The 17,910-nt window shown below is 73.3% G+C and carries 16 protein-coding genes; 7 read left to right on the top strand and 9 right to left on the bottom strand.

The features are described 5' to 3' along the window. Positions 1–103: 103 nt before the first annotated feature. Positions 104–709, bottom strand: a complete 606-nt coding sequence (locus tag K329_RS0119570; protein ID WP_028474371.1) for a single-stranded DNA-binding protein — start codon at positions 707–709, stop codon at positions 104–106. A gap of 137 nt (positions 710–846) precedes the next feature. Further along, complete coding sequence (gene rpsF, locus K329_RS0119575) at positions 847–1,137, bottom strand: 30S ribosomal protein S6 (RefSeq protein ID WP_028474372.1); 291 nt, start codon at positions 1,135–1,137, stop codon at positions 847–849. A 267-nt stretch (positions 1,138–1,404) separates the two neighbouring features. On the opposite strand from rpsF, the gene K329_RS28175 reads away from it, so the two are divergent. Continuing rightward, the gene (locus K329_RS28175) at positions 1,405–2,574 is read left to right on the top strand and encodes a serine/threonine-protein kinase (RefSeq protein WP_157571839.1); all 1,170 of its coding nucleotides are present in this window, start codon (positions 1,405–1,407) and stop codon (positions 2,572–2,574) included. 3 nt (positions 2,575–2,577) lie between these two features. Here the strand turns inward: K329_RS28175 and K329_RS31995 are convergent, their stop codons facing one another. Further along, positions 2,578–2,709 carry a hypothetical protein gene (locus tag K329_RS31995; RefSeq protein ID WP_281169831.1) on the bottom strand — a complete coding sequence of 44 codons (132 nt, stop codon included), beginning with the start codon at positions 2,707–2,709 and terminating at the stop codon, positions 2,578–2,580. Between the two features lie 14 nt (positions 2,710–2,723). Next, the gene (locus K329_RS0119590) at positions 2,724–4,028 is read right to left on the bottom strand and encodes a hypothetical protein (protein WP_157571840.1); all 1,305 of its coding nucleotides are present in this window, start codon (positions 4,026–4,028) and stop codon (positions 2,724–2,726) included. 93 nt (positions 4,029–4,121) lie between these two features. Here K329_RS0119590 and K329_RS0119595 point away from each other — a divergent pair, with 93 nt between their 5' ends. The 4 genes from K329_RS0119595 to K329_RS0119610 all read left to right on the top strand — a co-directional run bounded on the left by K329_RS0119595 (position 4,122) and on the right by K329_RS0119610 (position 8,934). Next, complete coding sequence (locus K329_RS0119595; RefSeq protein ID WP_245596615.1) at positions 4,122–5,639, top strand: threonine dehydratase; 1,518 nt, start codon at positions 4,122–4,124, stop codon at positions 5,637–5,639. After that, positions 5,636–6,436, top strand: coding sequence for a deoxyribonuclease IV (locus tag K329_RS0119600; protein WP_028474375.1), 801 nt, complete (start codon positions 5,636–5,638; stop codon positions 6,434–6,436). The genes K329_RS0119595 and K329_RS0119600 overlap by 4 nt, the downstream gene beginning before the upstream one ends. A gap of 235 nt (positions 6,437–6,671) precedes the next feature. Continuing rightward, the gene (locus K329_RS0119605; RefSeq protein WP_028474376.1) at positions 6,672–7,853 is read left to right on the top strand and encodes a lipid II:glycine glycyltransferase FemX; all 1,182 of its coding nucleotides are present in this window, start codon (positions 6,672–6,674) and stop codon (positions 7,851–7,853) included. Positions 7,854–7,866: 13 nt separating this feature from the next. Next, positions 7,867–8,934, top strand: a complete 1,068-nt coding sequence (locus K329_RS0119610) for an alanine racemase (protein ID WP_028474377.1) — start codon at positions 7,867–7,869, stop codon at positions 8,932–8,934. On the opposite strand, the gene K329_RS0119615 is transcribed toward K329_RS0119610, so the two are convergent. Next, entirely contained in the window at positions 8,895–10,391 is a 1,497-nt protein-coding gene (locus tag K329_RS0119615; RefSeq protein ID WP_028474378.1) for a hypothetical protein, read from the bottom strand. The two genes, K329_RS0119610 and K329_RS0119615, sit on opposite strands and share 40 nt — an antisense overlap. A gap of 10 nt (positions 10,392–10,401) precedes the next feature. Further along, positions 10,402–12,714 (bottom strand): transglycosylase domain-containing protein, encoded by a 2,313-nt coding sequence (locus K329_RS28180; RefSeq protein WP_084541455.1) that lies wholly within the window; start codon positions 12,712–12,714, stop codon positions 10,402–10,404. A gap of 291 nt (positions 12,715–13,005) precedes the next feature. Here K329_RS28180 and K329_RS0119625 point away from each other — a divergent pair, with 291 nt between their 5' ends. Both K329_RS0119625 and K329_RS0119630 read left to right on the top strand, forming a co-directional pair. After that, the gene (locus K329_RS0119625; RefSeq protein ID WP_028474379.1) at positions 13,006–13,593 is read left to right on the top strand and encodes a PadR family transcriptional regulator; all 588 of its coding nucleotides are present in this window, start codon (positions 13,006–13,008) and stop codon (positions 13,591–13,593) included. A gap of 88 nt (positions 13,594–13,681) precedes the next feature. Further along, the gene (locus K329_RS0119630) at positions 13,682–14,767 is read left to right on the top strand and encodes an inositol-3-phosphate synthase (RefSeq protein WP_028474380.1); all 1,086 of its coding nucleotides are present in this window, start codon (positions 13,682–13,684) and stop codon (positions 14,765–14,767) included. 122 nt (positions 14,768–14,889) lie between these two features. Here the strand turns inward: K329_RS0119630 and K329_RS0119635 are convergent, their stop codons facing one another. The 3 genes from K329_RS0119635 to K329_RS0119645 all read right to left on the bottom strand — a co-directional run bounded on the left by K329_RS0119635 (position 14,890) and on the right by K329_RS0119645 (position 17,875). Then, on the bottom strand, positions 14,890–15,555 hold the full coding sequence (locus K329_RS0119635; protein WP_028474381.1) for an AIM24 family protein: 666 nt from the start codon (positions 15,553–15,555) through the stop codon (positions 14,890–14,892). Between the two features lie 105 nt (positions 15,556–15,660). Further along, complete coding sequence (locus K329_RS0119640; RefSeq protein ID WP_028474382.1) at positions 15,661–16,134, bottom strand: SRPBCC family protein; 474 nt, start codon at positions 16,132–16,134, stop codon at positions 15,661–15,663. 304 nt (positions 16,135–16,438) lie between these two features. After that, a complete protein-coding gene (locus K329_RS0119645) occupies positions 16,439–17,875 on the bottom strand; it encodes a CCA tRNA nucleotidyltransferase (RefSeq protein WP_043644901.1) in 1,437 nt (478 codons plus the stop codon). Positions 17,876–17,910 lie beyond the last annotated feature (35 nt).

Genomic DNA, 17,910 nt, shown 5'->3' on the forward strand with positions numbered 1-17,910 from the left:
ATGGTGCTGGTGCGGCCTCGCGGCCGCGATGATCAGGCCCTGACACCCCTCGCGGGGGCCGGGACAGACGTCGCGCTCGGTCGTGCAGGTCGGGCGGAGCAGGTCAGAACGGGGGCTCTTCGCTGCCACCGACACCGGGGGCTCCCCACGGGTCGGCCTGGCCGCCACCGCGTGCACCGCCGCCGCCCTGGGCGGGCGGGGGCGAGGCCCACGGGTCGTCGGCCTGCGGCGAGGACGACCGCGACGGGCCGGACTGACCGCCCTGGTCGAAACCACCGCCGCCACCGCCCCCGCCGTTGCCGCCGCCACCGTTGTAGCCACCGCCACCACCGCCACCGCCGGAGCGGCTGGCGCGGGCGACCTTGGCCGTCGCGAACTTCAGGGACGGGCCCACCTCTTCGACCTCGATCTCGAAGACGGTGCGCTTCTCGCCCTCACGCGTGTCGTAGGTGCGGGCCTTGAGCCGGCCCTGCACCACGACGCGCATGCCTCGCTGGAGCGACTCGGCGACGTTCTCCGCCGCCTGCCGCCACACCGAGCAGGAGAGGAACAGCGCTTCGCCGTCCTCCCAGTCGTTCGTCTGGCGGTTGAAGGTGCGCGGCGTCGACGCGATCCGGAAGTTCGCCACGGCCGCCCCCGAGGGGGTGAAGCGCAGCTCCGGGTCGTCGACGAGGTTGCCGACCACGGTGATGAGGGTCTCGCCTGCCATGTGGCTCTCCTTGAGTGCGAAAAGTCGTCTGCCCAGATCTCGCCGGGCGTCCGCCCATCGTCGCCTGTGGCGCCGACAACGGACAGCCCGTTGTCCACAGTGGGGCGCGCGGGGCGCTCAGCCGTGGACGAGCGGGATCAGCGGATGTCGGGGCGGATGACCTTGGTGCGGAGGATCGACTCGTTCAGCGTGAGCTGGCGGTCGAACTCCTTCACCGTCGCAGGCTCGGCCTGCAGGTTGACGACGGCGTAGATGCCTTCGGCGTGCTTCTTGATCTCGTACGAGAGCCGGCGACGTCCCCAGACGTCGACGTTCTCGACGGTGCCACCGTCGTTGCGGATGACGTTGAGGTACTTGTCGAGCGACGGGGCAACCGTCCGCTCCTCGAGGCTCGGGTCGAGGATGACCATCACTTCGTAGGCACGCATAGCGGTCTCCACCTCCTCTGGACTAGGCGACCACGGTCTCTCCGTGGCAGGAGGGCTTGCGTTCACCCGTCCGCCACGCAGACCTGTACGGCGCACGTCGCGGTGGGTGTGTCCCTGCGACCCCCGTCGGTGGGGGCGGCAAAAGACCCTTGAGGCTAGCAGCCGCGTCGACCCCGCTGAAATCCCGCGACGGCCGGTTGGTTCCACGTGGAACATCCGCGACGGCGGACCCCACGGACGCGCGGGCGTGACTAGGGTGGTGCCGCGATGACGACACCGCCGAATCCTCCAGTGCCGGGCGCCGGGGCGAACCCGCCGCTCGCGGGCCGCTACGTGCTGACCGACCAGATCGGCGCCGGCGGCATGGGCTCCGTCTGGCGGGCCTGGGACCTGCGCAACCGCACCTTCGTGGCCGCCAAGGTGCTCGGCCAGCACGACTCCAGCCTGCTGCTGCGCTTCGTGCGGGAGCAGTCGGTGCGCATCGCCCACCCGCACGTCGTGGCGCCCAGCGGCTGGGCCGCGGAGGACAACCTCGTCGTCTTCACCATGGACCTCGTCCGCGGCGGCTCCGTCGCCACGCTGCTCGGCGACCACGGCCCCCTCCCGGAGTCCTACGTCACCGTGGTGCTCGACCAGACCTTGCAGGCCCTTGAGGCCGTGCACGCGGCCGGCGTCGTGCACCGCGACGTGAAGCCCGCCAACCTCCTCATGGAGGCCACCGGCACCGGCCGCCCGCACGTGCGGCTCGGCGACTTCGGCGTCGCCGCCCTCGTCGAGGACGTCCGGCTCACCCGCTTCCCCGGCGCCATCGGCACCGACGGCTACATGGCCCCGGAGCAGTCCGAGGGCGCGCCGCCGGACCCCCGCCAGGACCTGTACGCCGCGGGCGTCGTCGCCGTCCAGCTGCTCACCGGCCTGCCCCCGCGCCAGCACGACGGCGTGCCCGAGGGTCGCCTGAAGCCGCTGATCACCTCGTTGATCGACCCCGACCCCGCGAAGCGTCCGCCGACGGCCGCCGACGCGCTCGGCTACCTGCGCGGGTCGGTGGGCGTCCCCCCGGGTGCGCCGTGGCGCTCGCTGCCCGAGCCGCCCGAGGTCTTCGACCAGCTCGGCCAGGTCGCGCCGCCGCCCGACCCGGGTTCCGGCGCCGGCTCGTTCCCCGGCTCCGACGCCCGCTCGGGCGTGGCCGCCGGTCCGGCCCAGGGTCCGGCCCAGGGTCCGGGGCAGCGCCCCGTGCAGGGTCCCCAGGGTGCCCCGCCCCGCCGTACGCCCGACCCCGCCGACGCGTGGGGCCCCCGCGCCTCGCAGGTGCCGACGATGGCGGGGGCGTCCGCCGCACGCACCGGCGACCCCACCCTCTGGCGGATGGCGTCGCTCGCGTGCTTCGTGGCGGCCATCCTGTGCTGCGCGGCCGCGCTGTGGCTCGCCCTCGGCTGACGGCTAGCGGCGCGAGCGCAGCAGGAGCACGAAGCCCAGCACGACCAGCAGGGCCGCGGCGCCGACGAGCGTGAACACGGCGCCCCACGGCGGCGTGGCCGCCGGGAGCAGCAGGGCCAGGTGCGGTCCGTCCACGTCGTACCTCCGCGTCAGCGTGCGCGACCGGTCGGCCGTGCGCGACCCCAGGAGACCACGCCGGCGACGGTGAACACACCGGCGCCCATGAAGAGGCCCAGGATCGCGGCCCACGGCCGGGAGTCGACGGGCTCCGCGGCGTCGTCGCCCGTCCCCCCGCCGACGTCCCCGGCCTCCTCCTGGTCCGCGGTGATCTCGGGCATCGGGGCGAGGTCGGCGCCCGCCTCGTCGTACGTCGGGGCACCGCTCACCTCGCCGGCCGCCTGCACGTCGAGCTCGAGCTGGACCCCGTCGCGCTGCTGGCCGTCCAGCTCGAGGAGGTAGACCCCGGGGGCGGCCGCGGCGCCGTACGGGGCCGTCTCGAGGTCGCGGTAGGCGACGGTCGGGCTCATCCACTCCACGCCCTGGCGGCTCGTGACGTCGAGGGCGTCCATCTCCGGGTAGAGCCGCTGGTTGTCGGAGTCGCCGTACTCCGGGTAGTGGCTGCCGAGCGGCATGTGCCACTGGGCGCCCACCTCGAGCCCGCCGCCGATCGCCTCGACGGGGCGCGCGGCGATCTCCGCGTGCTGGCCCCAGTCGAGCCGGATACCGACGATCGCGTTGTCGAGCGGGGGCACGGTGACCACGTAGGAGCCGTCCTCGAGCACGGGGGCGTCGGCCGACGACGTGCCCGCCACGACCTCGGTGCGCTCGTCCGCGACGCGCGGGCCGTCCCACGACGGTCGCTGCGGCGCGGGGAGGTCGGCGGCGTCGACGACGGGCGCCTCCTCCCAGACGAGCAGCTGCACGGGGGTGCCCGCCGGCATCTCGGGCTCACGGCCCCGGGCGGGCAGCTTGACCACGACGTACTCGGCCTCGGTGCAGGCCTGGACGGCCTCGGCCGAGGTGGGGTCCGTGCGGTCGACCTGGCGGGTGCTCAACGAGCCGGTGCGGAACGAGCTCTCGCCGCCCGCGCGCAGGGCCTTGCTGTCGAAGGAGCCGCAGTCGTCGGCGTGGTTGCCCTCGGCCAGCATCGCCGGGACGAAGCTGTCGAAGGTCGGCTGGTCCTCGACCACGGAGACGGCGACCCAGATCGTGCTGCCGGGGACGGTGCGGTCGACGCGGAAGTAGGCGTCGGTGTCGACCCGCTCGGTGAGGTAGAGCCCGGTCTCGAGCACCGTCGCGGCCTGGATGCGCTGGCCGCCGACGACCGTCTCGTCGCCGAGCAGCGGCGCCACGGCGGCGGCGTGCGCGGCCGGGGCCACCCCGACGCCCACCATCAGGGCAGCGACCACTCCGACGGCGACCCGTCCCCCGAGCCTGGTGCGTACGTCCCCCATGGACGCCGATGCTCGCGTGCGGGCCCCGACCGTGTCCAGCCGTGGCCCGCCGTGTCGAGCCGGGTGCCGCACGCCACGCCTACCCTGGACGTCATGGCCTCCCTGCCCCCGCTCCCGCCGCCCGGCCGCTCCGAGGGCTCGTTCGGCTCCGACGCCTCCGGCCCGGGCGGGTCGACGCCCGAGGAGCGCCGGGCGCGCCAGGTCGAGCTGTACGGCGCGACCCTCGACGCCATCACGCAGAGCGTCGCCGTGACCATGGGCCTCGGCCCGGGCGACGTCGCCCGCATCATCGGCGTGTCCGGACCGATGTTCACCGCCGTGCACGAGGCCCGCCGCGTGCGTCTCGGCAACCCGGCGGCGATCGCCCGCCTGGCGATGCTGCAGGAGTTCGCCGAGCACCTGCGCACCGGCCAGGCCGACCCGGAGGACGTGCCGCTCACGCTCGAGCAGATCCGCGCGTCGACCGGGCTCCTCACGCTGCACGGCCGCACGGTCCAGGCCTCCCACCCCAGCGCGCGGGCCTCGTACGCCGGACCCCCCGCACCCCAGGCCCCGCCCGTCCCCCCGGTCTCCCCGGTCGCGGCTGCCCCCGTCGCGACGCCTCCGGCCGCGCCCACGCGCACGCCGCCGCTGGGCCTCACCCTCGACGTGCTGCTCGCGGCCCGGGCCCACGTGGCCGCCGCGATGCCGCCCACCCCGACGTACCGCTGGCCGCTGCTCGAGCAGGCCACGGGCACCCCGACCTGGGTCAAGCACGAGAACCACACGCCCACCGGGGCGTTCAAGGTGCGCGGCGGGCTGAACCACCTCGCGCGGCTGATGTCGGCCCCCGACTGGCGGCCGGCCGGCATCGTCTCGGCCACGCGCGGCAACCACGGCCAGAGCCTGGCGTACGCCGCGCGCGCCTTCGGCCTGCCGGTGACGATCGTGGTGCCGGAGGGCAACAGCCCCGACAAGAACGCGGCGATGGAGGGCTGGGGCGCCCGGCTGGTCGTGCACGGCGACGACTTCGAGGAGGCGCGGCAGCACGCCGCCGTCCTGGCGCGCGAGGAGGGCCTGACGCCCGTGCCGGCCTTCCACCCGTGGCTGGTGGCCGGGGTGGCGTCGTACGCGCTGGAGCTGCACGAGCAGGTGCCGGGCCTCGAGACCGTCTACGTGCCCGTGGGGATGGGCAGCGGGATCGCCGCGAACATCCTCGTGCGCGACCTGCTCGGCCTGCGGTGCGAGGTCGTGGGCGTGGTGGCGGAGGGCGCGGACGCCTACGCGCGCTCGTTCGAGGCGGGCGAGGTCGTCACCACCCCGACGGCCGACACGTTCGTCGACGGGGTCGCGTGCCGCACGCCCGACCCGCACGCGTTCGGCATCATCCGCGGGGGCGCGGCCCGCATCGTTCGGGTGAGCGAGACCCAGGCCGCCGAGGCGATGGCGCTGATGTTCCGCACCACGCACAACCTCGCCGAGCCGGCGGGGTCGCTCGCGCTCGCCGGGCTGCTCGCCGACGCCGACCGCGCGGCGGGACGCAACGTCGCGGTCGTGCACACCGGCGGCAACTGCGACCGCGCCCTGCTGGAGCGCGCGCTGTCGGACGGCGTTCCTACGATGAGCCCATGACCTCCGAGCTCGCCATCGGCGCCCACGTCGACCAGACCGACCCGATCGCCGAGGCGCAGGCCCGCGACGCGCCCGTCGTGCAGATGTTCCTGGGCGACCCGCAGAGCTACAAGGGCCCCGAGGTGCGGTACGCCGGCGGGGCCGCCGCCCTGCGCGACGCGGCCACCGCGGCCGGGGTCGGGATCTACGTGCACGCGCCCTACATCGTGAACGTGGCGACGACGAACAACCGGATCCGCATCCCCAGCCGCAAGCTGCTCCAGCAGCACGTCGACGCGGCCGCCGAGATCGGCGCGCTCGGCCTGATCGTGCACGGCGGCCACGTCAACAAGGCCGACGACCCCGCGAAGGGGTTCGACAACTGGCGCAAGGCCGTCGAGGCGACCGACCTCAAGGTGCCGCTGCTCATCGAGAACACCGCGGGCGGCGAGAACGCGATGACGCGCTACCTCGAGCGCATCTCGGGCGTCTGGGCGGCGATCGGGTCGGCCGAGGGTGCCGACCGGGTGGGCTTCTGCCTCGACACCTGCCACGCCCACGCGGGCGGCAACGACCTGACCACGGTGGTCGACGACGTGCGCGCCATCACGGGCCGCATCGACCTGGTGCACGCCAACGACTCGCGCGACGACTTCGACTCCGGCGCCGACCGCCACGCCAACTTCGGCGCGGGCCGCATCGACCCCGACCTGCTGGCCGCCGTCATCCGCGACGCGGGCGCCCCGGTCATCTGCGAGACGCCCGGCGGGGCCGACGAGCACGTCGCCGACTTCGCCTGGCTGCGCGAGCGGCTCTGAGCCCCGGTCTCCGGCCGACGACCGGTCGGACACCCGGCAGACACCCGGCGGACACGATGTCCGGGCACTCCGTGCGGTCCGGAGGTTTGGCCCTCCACCCGGCGGGGCATCACCAGCCCCGTCGGGGGTTCGAGCGCCGCGGGGGAACGCTCGGATCCCCGATCCTCGTGCCCGGCGCCGGGGGCGCTGCCCCACCGGTCGGTGGCCCGTCCCCCGCCCTTGTAGCCTCGCTCCCGTGACGACGACGCCCCCCGCAGCCCCCCGCACGGATGCCCGGACCCGGCTCGCCGTCCGCACCCTCACCCCCGAGCAGCACCGGGCCTTCCTGGCCGACCGGCGCTCCGCGAGCTTCCTGCAGACGCCCGCGTGGGGTGCGGTGAAGGCGGAGTGGCGCCACGAGTCGATCGGCTGGTTCGACGGCGACGAGGTGGTCGGTGCGGCGCTGGTGCTCTACCGCCAGGTGCCGAGGCTCAAGCGCTACCTGGCCTACCTCCCCGAGGGCCCGACGATCACGTACGACGACGGCGACCTGGCCGCCTGGCTGGCGCCGATGACGGCCCACCTGAAGAAGAAGGGCGCCTTCGGCATCCGCATCGGCCCGCCCGTCGTGCTCGGCCGGTGGGGTGCCGCCTCGATCAAGGAGGGCATCGCCGACGAGTCGGTCGCCCGCCTCGGCCAGCTGCCGCCCACCGAGCGGTCCGCCGCGGGCGCGGCCGTCGTCTCCCAGCTCCACGAGCTGGGCTGGCGCAAGCTCGAGGCCGAGGGCGGCTTCAGCGCCGGTCAGCCCGCGTTCAACTTCCAGATCCCGCTGCGCGACGCCGACGGCGAGCCCCGCACCGAGGAGCAGGTGCTGGCGGGCATGAACCAGCTGTGGCGCCGCAACATCAAGAAGGCCGCCAAGTCCGGGGTCGAGGTCACGGCGGCCGCCCCCGGTGACGACGAGGCGCTGGCCGCGTTCCACGAGCTCTACGTGCACACCGCCGAGCGCGACCACTTCACGCCGCGCCCGCTCTCCTACTTCCGCACGATGCGCGACGCCCTGAGCGCCGAGGCCCCCGAGCGGTTCACGCTGTTCCTCGCCCGCCACGAGGGCGACCTGGTCGCGGCGACGATCGCGATCCACGTGGGCGGCCACTACTGGTACTCCTACGGCGCCTCCTCCACCGAGAAGCGCGAGGTGCGCGGCTCGAACGCGGTGCAGTGGACGATGATCCGCGCCGCCCTCGCCGCCGGCTGCGACGTCTACGACCTCCGCGGCATCACCGAGACGCTCGACGCCGGCGACTCCCACGTGGGTCTGATCCAGTTCAAGGTCGGCACGGGTGGCGAAGCGGTCGAGTACGCCGGAGAGTGGGACCTGCCGGTCAACAAGCTCCTCGCGCGGGCGTTCGACCTCTACATGGCCCGCCGGGGCTGAGGGGAGACACGAGATGAGCCTGGTCCTCACCGTCGACGGTCCGCGCTGGCGGGCCCACCTGCAGGGCGTCGTGGCGCGCCACCCCGGTGTCGTGCCCGTCGCCAAGGGCAACGGCTACGGCCTCTCGCTCGGCCGGCTGGCCCGCAAGGCCACCTGGCTGGGCGTCGACACGCTGGCCGTGGGCACGTACGACGAGCTGGGCGAGGTCGCGAACCGCTTCGACGGCTCGCTGCTCGTGCTCACCCCGTGGCGCCCGTTCGGCGCCGCCCTCGAGCTGGCCCCCGGCAGCCCCCTGTCGCGCCGCGTCATCCACACCGTCAGCCGGGTCGAGGACCTCTCCGCCCTGCTGGCCCGCGACCCGGGCGCGCGCTTCGTGCTCGAGCGCACGACCTCGATGCTGCGCCACGGCATGGCCGCGCGCGAGCTCCGGGAGGCGGGCGCGCTGCTCGCCGAGCGCGGCGGCCTGGCCTCGCAGCTCGCGGGCGTCGCGCTCCACCTGCCGCTCGCGCAGGGCTCCCACGTGGGCCAGGTGCAGCGGCTCATGACCGACGTCGTCGCCGCCGGCCTCACCTCGACGACCGTCTGGGTCAGCCACCTCAAGGACGACGAGCTCGCCCAGCTGGGGGCGTCGTACCCCGACTACACCTTCCGGCCCCGCGTCGGCACGAGCCTCTGGCTCGGCGACCGGGGCGCGTTCACGGTCGCGGCCCACGTGCTCGACACCCACCCGGTCGAGCGCGGCGACGTGTTCGGCTACCGGGGACGCTCATCGCCGAAGGCCGGCACCATCCTGGTCGTCTCGGGCGGCACGGCCCACGGCATCGGCCTCGAGGCCCCCAGCGGCGACCTCTCGATGAAGGCCCGCGCCGCCACGATCGCCCGCGGCGGCATGGACGCGGTCGGCTTCGTGCGCTCGCCGTTCTCCATCGACGGCAAGCAGCGTCTCTTCGCCGAGCCGCCCCACATGCAGGCGTCGATGCTCTTCGTGCCCAGCGGGTCGCGGGTGCCGGCCGTCGGCGACACCGTCGACGTGCGGGTGCGCTACACGGCCACGTCGTTCGACCGCGTCGTCGTCTCCTGACCCTGCGCGGCTGACGCCGGCGGCACCGGCCGCACCGGCGGCGGCCCGTACGCCCCGTACCCGGGGTCGTCGAGCGCGTCGCGCCGTACGGGGTCGAACGACGGCATCGCCACCTCCCGCACCACGAGGGCGACGAGGGCGACGATCGCCGCGAGCCGCACGAGCGTGACGACGACCAGGGGTCCCTCGACGTCCTCGGACCCCGACCGCAGGTAGCCCGCGACCGTCCACCACACGACGAGCGCGGCGACGACCTCGGTGGTCTGCCACAGCGCGAGGGCCCCGAGGCGGGGGCGCGCGAGCACCGCGAGCGGCAGCAGCAGGAGCGCGTGCTCCGGACCGGACCCGAGCAGCACCACCCCGACCGCCACGAGCAGCAGGGCCACCTGCTCGGTGCGCGGCGGACGCGGCGCGAGACGCACCAGCGCGAGCATCGCGCCCGCCCACAGCACCAGCACGACGAGCGCGACGGCCGCGTACGACGGGAGCCCGCCCGTCGCCTGCTCGACCACGTACCTCAGCGAGCCCGGCCGGGCGTCGGCGTCGAGCGCGGCGGCCCAGCCGGCACGCCACCGGCTCGGCCCCGTGACGATCGCCGGGAGGCTCACCACGAGCCAGGTGGTGACGGCGACGAGGCCCGTCTGCGCGGCCGGCAGCAGGCGGGAGCGGTCACCGGTCACGGCGCTCAGCAGCACGGCGAGCACGACGAGCCAGGGGCTCCACGCCAGGGTGGTCGCCGCACCGAGCATCAGGCCGCCGACCACCGACCGACCACGCCGGCAGGCGAGCAGGCCGCCGACGGCGAGGGCGACGCCCACGAGGGCCACGTCGACGAGCGCACCGATCAGGAGCACCGGCGCCACCGCCACGAGCGCGCCGTCCCAGGGCCGCCGACGGCGGTGGCGGGCGACCGCGACGACGAGCGCGAGCGCCGCGGCGCCCACGACGGCGGCCGTGACCACCAGCAGGGAGCGCGCCTCGCCCGCGACACCGTCCTCGGTCGGGAGGTCGCCGACGGGCCGCAGGGCGCGGGCGTCCAGGGTGGCGGCGTCGTGCGGGGCCACGAGGTCCGCCAGCCCGGCGCGGAGGTACGTCGCCCCGGCCAGCGCGTGGCCGGGCCCGACGTCGTACCGGGTGCCTGCGTCGTCCTCGCCGCCGAAGGCGTCCCCGTACGGCCACAGCCCCTCCGCGCCGCCGCTGCCGACGTACGACGCGGGCAGTGACGAGAAGCAGGGCGCCGAGGCCGAGGCGTCCACGTCGGTCCAGGTGTCGGGGTCGGGGCAGCCGTGGCGTGCCAGCAGCCCGGCCAGCACCGCGAGGCCGGCCAGCACCGCCGCGACGAGGAGCGGGCTCCACCACCGGGTGCGGCCGTGATGACCGGCGGATCCCCCGAGCCCCTCGCTGAGCAGGGCGACGCCGCGGTCGTCCCGGCTGGGGGCGGCGTCGCTCCCGCTCACGGCGTGGTGCTCAGTCCTCGCGGCCGGGCGCGGTCGTCGGGCGCGGGACGACCGGCACGCTCGGCTCCTCCGACGGAGTGGGCTCCACCGGGGGCTCCTCGGTCGGCGGCACGGTCGGCTCAGGAGCCGGCGGCTCCGTCGCGGGGGGCTCCTCGGGCGGGGCCGTGGTCGGCGGGGCCGTCGTGCTCGGGGGAGCCGACGAGCTCGGCGCGGGCTCGTCGTCGTCACCGCCACCACCGCCGCCACCACCGCCGGTGCTCGGCGCGGACGGCGGGTCGTAGCCGTCCGGGGCGTCGCCGTCGACGTACACCGGGTCCGGGAAGTCCAGCTCCTCGGAGTCACCCAGGGCGAGGTCCATCACGGACGTCCAGGTGCGGGCCGGGAAGCGGCCGCCGAAGAACTCGGGCAGGTAGCCGTCGAGGGCCTCCCGGCCGGTGCCGCGCACGTAGGTCACGGCGGTCGCGAGCTGCGGGGTGTAGCCGACGAACCACGACGACGACACGTCGCCGTCGGCGTTCGTGGCCGTACCCGTCTTGCCCGCGGCCGGGCGGCCGAGCTCCCGGGCGGCGGTGCCGCTGCCGGTCCGGACCACCTGCTGCAGCGCGTACGACACGTCGGCCGCCACGTCGGAGGGGATCGCGCGCTCGGGCGCCGCCTCGTGCTCGTACTTCACCGTGCCGAAGCGGTCGGTCACCCGCTCGACGACGTAGACGTCGTTGCGCACGCCGTCGTTGGCGATGGTGCCGTAGGCCGAGGCCATGTTGATCGGGCTGACGTCGCCCGAGCCGAGCGAGACGCCGATGTTGTTGTCGATGCCGCGCGAGACGTCGGGGATGCCGTACGGGCTGCCCTCGTTCGACGGGATGCCCATGTCGTTGGCGGCGGCCAGGATCTTGTCGGGGCCGTCCTCCATCGCCTCGGTCATGTCGATGAACGCGGTGTTGACCGAGTCCTCGGTGGCCTTGAGCAGGCTCACCCGCCCGTAGTCCGTGTCGCCCTGGTTCTCGATCTCCGAGCCGTCCTCGAGCTCGTACGGCGAGTTGCCCTGGAACGAGTCGCGCAGCGAGAAGCCGTCCATGATGCCCGCGGCCACGGCGAACGCCTTGAACGTCGAGCCGGGCTGCACGAGCGAAGACGCCCAGTTGATCTCGGACTCGAGGAAGTCCTGGCCTCCGTAAAAGCCGCGCAGGGCGCCGGTCGCCGGCTCGACGGTGGCGACGCCGACGTGCAGCTCCTCGTCCGAGAAGCCCTCGGGAAACTCCTCGGCGACGCCGTCGCGGGCGGCGTTCATCACCGAGCCGACGAAGGTGGTGGTGACCCGGAGGCCACCGCCGTCGATCTCCTCCTCGCTGAAGCCGAGGTCGACGAGCTCGTCGCGCACGAGGCGCAGCATGTGGCCGCGCTGGCCGCCGTACGCGCTCTCGCTCTCGATGACGGGGAACTCCGGCAGCCCGGCCCCGGCCTCCTCGGCCTCCTCCGGCGAGATGTCGCCGGCCTCGACCATGCCGTCGAGCACGTACTGGTAGCGGCCCTCGAGGCGCTCCAGCGCGTCCTCGCCGTTGGCGGGGTCGAAGCGCGTCGGGTTGTTGATCACCGACGAGAGCACGACCGACTGCGGGAGCGTCAGGTCGGCGGCGTCGACGGCGAAGAACGCCTGCGCGGCCGCCTGCACGCCGTACGCACCACGGCCGAAGTAGATGGTGTTGAGGTAGCCCTCGAGGATCTGCTCCTTGTCGAGCTGGCGCTGGATCTTCAGCGAGAGCAGCGCCTCGCGCGCCTTGCGGGTCCAGGTGCGGTCCTGCGTCAGGTAGAGGATCTTCACGTACTGCTGCGTGATCGTCGACGCGCCCTGGGTCGCGTTGCCCTGGGCGTTCGAGAAGGCGGCGCGCAGGATGCCGCGCGGGTCGATGCCCTGGTTGGTCCAGAAGGTGCGGTCCTCCGCGGCCACGACCGCGTTGCGCAGCACCTCGGGCATCGTGTCGTAGGAGATCGACTCGCGGTTCTGCGTCGCGAACGAGCCGACCTCGTTCTCGCCGTCGGCGTAGTAGATGAAGCTCGTCTGCGTCTGGAAGTCCTTGTTCGGGTCGGGGATCTCCGTCTTCTGGTAGGCGATGACGAACGTCGCGACCGCGACCAGCGCCAGCGCGAGGAAGATCGTGGTGCCCCAGAGGAGCACCCGCTTCCACCAGGCGCGCTTCGGCTTCTTCTCCTTGCCGTCCTTGCCGCGGCCCCGGCGGGGGCCGGTGCCGGCGGATCCGGAGGGACCGGTGGAGCCGCGGGTGTTGCCGGTGGGGTGCCCGTCGGCGCGGCGCTTGCCAGCCATCGTCGGCTTCCTCCTGCTTGGTGCGGGGACGTTCGGGGGGACGCGCAGCCGTGGTGCCGGGGGGGTGCTGCGCGGGTCGTGCGGGGGTCTGCGGGCCGTGCTGCGGGCACGCGACCGGCGCGAAACCTGGGCCAGAGTACGCAACCGCCCTGTGGCGCCCGATTCGTACGCGCCCGGCCCGGCGGCCGGGGTGCCGCATCGGGGGTGGCGAGGGGCCGCCGGCGACATGCGACGTACGACACCCCGACACCCGGGGTTCACTATCGCGGATATATCGGTACGATAGATCGCATGGCACGTCGCGGGGAGACCATCGAGCTAGCAGTCCTCGGACTGCTGCACGAGGCACCCATGCACGGCTACGAGCTGCGCAAGCGGCTCAACCTCATGCTCGGGTGGGGGCGACTGCTGTCCTTCGGGTCGCTCTACCCCGCGCTGAAGCGGATGGTGCGGGACGGTCTGATCACGGAGACGACCGTCTCGACCACCCCGGTCACCCGTCGGCCTCGCATCGTCTACGAGGTGACCGAGGAAGGCAGGCTCGAGTTCAAGCGCCTGATGTCAGAGGCAGGTCCTGCTGCCTGGGAGGACGACACCTTCGGCATCCGCTTCGCCTTCTTCAGCCGCACCGACATGGAGATCCGCCTGCGGGTCCTCGAAGGTCGTCGGACGCGGTTGCAGGAGCGGCTCGACAGGGTCCAGAACGACCTGAGCCGCACCCAGAAGGAGGTCGACCAGTACGCCGCGGAGCTCCAGCGCCACGGCGTCGAGTCGGTCGAACGGGAGGTCCGCTGGCTGTCGGACCTCATCGACGCGGAGCGAGAGCGTCCGCCGTCGGCACCACTCACGCCGGACGGCGAGCAGCCTCGCACCATCTGATCAGCGGGCCGGGTCATCCGACCACGGCCTACCCACCCCAGAGCAGACACACATGTCAGGCTCCAGGAGAGCAGCAAAGGAGAGCCCCATGGGTTCGGTTCGAGTAGCGATCGTGGGCGTCGGCAACTGCGCGACGTCCCTGATCCAGGGCGTCGAGTACTACAAGGACGCCGACCCCGCCGGCGGAGTCCCGGGGCTGATGCACGTCGTCTTCGGTGACTACCACGTCAACGACGTCGAGTTCGTCGCCGCGTTCGACGTCGACGCCAAGAAGGTCGGCTTCGACCTCTCCGAGGCCACGCAGGCCTCCGAGAACAACACCATCAAGATCTGCGACGTCCCGCCGCTCGGCGTGACCGTCCAGCGCGGCCCGACCCTCGACGGTCTGGGCAAGTACTACCGCGAGACGATCGAGGAGTCCGACGCCGAGGCGGTCGACGTCGTCGCCGTGCTCCGCGAGACCCAGGCCGACGTCCTCGTCTCCTACCTCCCGGTGGGTTCCGAGGCGGCCGACAAGTTCTACGCGCAGGCGGCCATCGACGCCGGCGTCGCGTTCGTGAACGCGCTGCCCGTCTTCATCGCCTCCGACCCCGAGTGGGCCGAGAAGTTCCGCGTCGCGGGCGTCCCGATCGTCGGCGACGACATCAAGAGCCAGGTCGGCGCCACCATCACCCACCGCGTGATGGCGAAGCTGTTCGAGGACCGCGGCGTCGCGCTGGACCGCACCTACCAGCTCAACGTCGGCGGCAACATGGACTTCAAGAACATGCTCGAGCGCGAGCGCCTGGAGTCCAAGAAGGTCTCGAAGACGCAGGCCGTCACGTCGAACCTCACCGGCACGCTGTCGGGCAAGGTCCACGACAAGAACGTCCACATCGGCCCGTCCGACTACGTCGCGTGGCTCGACGACCGCAAGTGGGCCTACGTCCGCCTCGAGGGTCGCGCCTTCGGTGACGCCCCCATCAACCTGGAGTACAAGCTCGAGGTCTGGGACTCGCCGAACTCGGCCGGCATCATCATCGACGCGATCCGCGCGGCGAAGATCGCCAAGGACCGCGGCATCGGTGGCCCGATCATCTCGGCGTCGTCCTACCTGATGAAGTCCCCGCCGGTGCAGCTCCCCGACGACGAGGGTCGCCGACGCGTCGAGGCCTTCATCCGCGGCGAGGAGTGACCTCACCGGTCTAGCTCCACCCCGTACGACGCACAGCGCCCCGCAGGTCGATGACCTGCGGGGCGCTGTCGTGCCCGGGGCCTGCCCGGCACGGGTCGAAGCGGGTCAGCCGGCCAGCCGGCTCAGCCGGGGGTGACGGCGCTCCACTCGAACGCCTGGACCACGACGAACCCGGCGCCCTGGAAGACGTACTGGAGCGCCTCCCCGGTGCCGCCGCGCAGCATCGAGCCCATGTTCATGCTGTTGTGGACGCCCGGCAACAGGTTGGCCGACCAGCACACGGCGGCGTTGGAGTCGACGTACACGGGGCCCTGCGAGCAGTCGAGCACGACCGGTCGGCCGACGACGTTGATCGCCACGGTGCCGGTGCCGCCGATGGTGGTGTTGAAGAGGCCCGCGCCCATGATGCCGGCGCCCTTGGTGCGGTTGATGTCCCACTGCAGCGTGGCGTCGAAGGCCAGCAGGTTGCGGGCGTTGATCGAGATGCCCTCGTTCTCGAGGTGCATCAGGTTCACGTAGCCCGCCTGGTCGGCGAAGAACACCTGGCCCTGGCCCGAGACGCGCATCAGCGCCAGGTTCTCGCTCGTCAGCACCTTCTTGGCGAGCTTGGCGACACTGCCGGAGCCCTCGTGGGTGAAGGTGATGTTGCCCTGGTAGGCGACCATCGAGCCCTTCGCGGCGAGGACGTCGGGGCCGAAGCCCACCCGGAGCATCTGCGGGTTCTGGAGCACGTAGCGCTCGTTGCTGGTCTGGGGCAGGTTGTCCTGCGCGAAGAGTTCGCTTCTCATGCCGCGCACTCTGCCCGACCGCGGGCCCCCTCAACCAGATTTCGGCACGGGTGCGCCGCGGGTCATCCCCAGGTCAGGGGTGGTGGAGCGCGCCGGGGCGCCCGGTCAGCCCGCGCGCTCGGCCTCGCGCTTGATCTTCGCCAGCGTCTGGCGCATGCCGGCGAGCAGCTCGTCCTGGAACGACTCCTGACCGCCCATGACGGCGCCGACGAGCTTGTCGGAGACCGCGGTGGTGCCCTGCGGCGTCGTACGACGCTGGGTCACCCGCGTGCCGGAGGCCGTGGGCTCGAGGTGGAACGCCCAGATCGTCTTGTTGTCGAGCACCCGGAACGCGAACTCGGAGTGGGGCTCGAAGCGCACGACCTTCGAGCGCGTGGGCCACACGAGCAGGCCGCGGCGGTTCACGTTGAGCAGGAGCGAGCCGAGCCGGACCGGACCCCGCGTGAACGACCGGAGGACCTGCGGGCTCCACTCCGACATCCGCGGCAGGTCGGAGACGAGCGACCAGACCGTCGCCGGGGGCGCGTCGATCTCGATGGACTCCTCGAGCAGGGGCTTGACGGTTCCGGTGGCGGGCATGGCGCTACTCCGTTGGTCGGCGGGGCTGGTGCCGCGCACGCTACTGAACGGGCGTCAACAAGGCAAGGGTGGGCGCGCGTCGTACCGATCGCGCGGGCGAGCGCGTGTCGTACCGATCGCGGTAGGAGACACCCGTGTCACGGGTACGAGGTACCGCGAAGGGCGCACCCGGGGCCCGGCCGGGTCTCCCGACCCGACTTCTGCGGTGCTGTGGTGTCCGAGTGCGCGTCCTGACGCATGTGCAGCAGCTCGGACACCGCGTTACACGTGGCCGCGGCGGGGCGGCGACGGGCCAGCCCCGGCCTCAGGCCCGGCGCTGCTCCCACCAGGCGAGCAGGGCGGCGCGGGCGACGTCGTACGACGCGGGGCCCTCGTCGAGGCGCAGGTCCAGGAGGAACTTGTAGGCCTCGCCGACCTCGCGGCCCGGTCCGACGCTGAGGATCTCCATGATCTGGTTGCCGTCGAGGTCCGGCCGGATGGCGGCCAGCTCCTCCTCCTCGCCCAGGCGCTCGATGCGGCGCTCGAGCTCGTCGTACGTGCGGCGGAGCCGGTCGGCCTTGCGCTTGTTGCGCGTCGTGCAGTCGGCCCGCGTGAGGATGTGGAGGCGGGTGATCTGGTCGCCGGCGTCGCGCACGTAGCGGCGGACGGCGGAGTCGGTCCAGTCGCCGTCGCCGTACCCGTGGAAGCGCAGGTGAAGCTCGACCAGCTTCGACACGTCCTCGATCTGCTCGCTCGAGAACCGCAGCGCCTTCATGCGCTTGCGCGTCATCTTGGCGCCCACGACGTCGTGGTGGTGGAAGGTCACGGTGCCGTCGTCGAGGAAGCGCCGGGTGCGGGGCTTGCCGATGTCGTGGATGAGCGCGGCGAACCGCACGACGAAGTCGGGCCGCACGGGCTCGCCCTCGGGGGTCAGGCGGTGCTCGAGCTCGATGGCCTGCTCGAGCACGGTGAGGGAGTGCTCGTAGACGTCCTTGTGGCGGTGGTGCTCGTCGCGCTCCAGCTGCAGCGCCGGCAGCTCCGGCAGCACGCGCGCGGCGAGCCCGGTCTCGACGAGGAGGGCCAGGCCGCGGCGCGGGTACGGCGAGCAGACCAGCTTCACGAGCTCGTCACGGACGCGCTCGGCCGAGATGACGTCGATGCGCTCCGCCATGGCGGTCATGGCCGCGACCACGTCGGGGGCGACCTCGAAGCCGAGCTGGGCGGCGAACCGCGCGGCCCGCATCATGCGCAGCGGGTCGTCGGAGAAGGAGTCCTCGGGCGTGCCCGGCGTGCGGATGACCCGGTGGGCGAGGTCGGTGATCCCGCCGTACGGGTCCTCGAAGACGCGGTCGGGCACCGAGACGGCCATCGCGTTGACGGTGAAGTCGCGGCGCACGAGGTCGCCGGCGAGGTCGTCGCCGTACGCGACCTCGGGCTTGCGGGAGTCCGGCGTGTAGACCTCGGTGCGGAACGTCGTGATCTCGATCTGCCAGTCGTCCTTGCGGCAGCCGATGGTGCCGAAGGCGCGGCCGATGTCCCACACGGCGTCGGCCCACCCCTTGACCAGGCGCTCGACCACCTCCGGGCGGGCGGACGTCGTGAAGTCGAGGTCGTTCTGCAGGCGACCGAGCATCGCGTCGCGCACGGGCCCGCCCACGAGGTGGAGGCTGTGGCCCGCGGCGACGAAGCGCTCCCCGAGCTCGTCGACCACGGCACCGATCCGCGTCAGCTCGGTCGCGACCCGGCGCTGCACCTCGACCATCGACAGCGCCTCGCCCGTGACATCGCCCGCGACGC

It is taken from the genome of Nocardioides alkalitolerans DSM 16699, from assembly GCF_000426525.1.
Taxonomy (GTDB): Bacteria; Actinomycetota; Actinomycetes; order Propionibacteriales; family Nocardioidaceae; genus Nocardioides; species Nocardioides alkalitolerans.